This window comes from Marinimicrobium sp. UBA4509 (genome assembly GCF_002388575.1).
In the GTDB taxonomy this organism is placed as follows: domain Bacteria; phylum Pseudomonadota; class Gammaproteobacteria; order Pseudomonadales; family Cellvibrionaceae; genus Marinimicrobium; species Marinimicrobium koreense.
In genome coordinates this window covers 71,254-72,177 of sequence record NZ_DGMV01000041.1, presented here as the reverse complement: position 1 = coordinate 72,177, position 924 = coordinate 71,254, and the positions used below count along the sequence as shown (strand labels likewise).

Here is a 924-nt window from a genome sequence, read left to right as displayed (position 1 = left end):
CCGCAGCGGCAAACACCTGACCCGCATTACCCCCGCCGGTGAGGCGATTCTGAAAACCGCCGGTGAGATTCTGCGCAAGGTCGACAGCATCAAGCAGGTGGCGCAGGAGTTCAGCAACGAGCGCAAGGGCAGTCTGTCCATTGCCACTACTCACACCCAGGCGCGCTATGCCTTGCCGCCGGTCATTCAGTCCTTCATTCAGCAGTATCCCGATGTGTCCCTGCACATGCATCAGGGAACACCCATGCAGATCTCCGAAATGGCCGCCGATGGCACGGTGGATTTTGCCATCGCCACCGAAGCCATGGAGCTGTTCAGTGATCTGGTGATGATGCCATGCTACCGCTGGAACCGCTGCATTGTGGTGCCGCGCGAGCATCCGCTGGCACAGGTTGAGCCGCTGACCCTAGAAGCGGTCGCCAAGTATCCCATCGTGACCTATGTGTTTGGATTCACCGGCCGCTCGAAGCTGGATGAAGCCTTTATGAACCGGGGGCTGGCACCGAAGGTGGTGTTCACCGCGGCGGATGCGGATGTGATCAAGACCTATGTTCGCCTCGGGCTGGGCATCGGTATTGTGGCCAAGATGGCGGTGGATGAGCGCCTGGATTCAGATCTGGTGGCGCTGGATGCGAGCCATCTGTTCGAGAGCAGTGTGACCAAGATCGGCTTCCGCCGCGGGACTTTCCTGCGGGGTTTCATGTACGACTTTATTGAGCGTTTCGCCCCCCATCTGACTCGCAATGTGATTGACGAGGCCTACAACCGCCACTCCCGCGCGGAGTTGGAGGAGCTTTTTGCCCATATAGAGCTTCCCACTTATTAGTGAGTAAGTGGGTGAATCGCGTCCGGTTTGTGGTTGACGCCCTTCGGGCTCAAAGGCGTTGGGCCGAATGCACCCTGGGTAACGGCGGATGCGCTTCG

The 924-nt window shown here is 59.1% G+C and carries 1 protein-coding gene; it reads left to right on the top strand.

What is annotated here, in order from left to right:
- Window positions 1-826, top strand: an 826-nt coding sequence (gene cysB / locus B3520_RS06385) for an HTH-type transcriptional regulator CysB (RefSeq protein WP_286875687.1), incomplete at its 5' end; no start/stop codon positions are given.
- Window positions 827-924 lie beyond the last annotated feature (98 nt).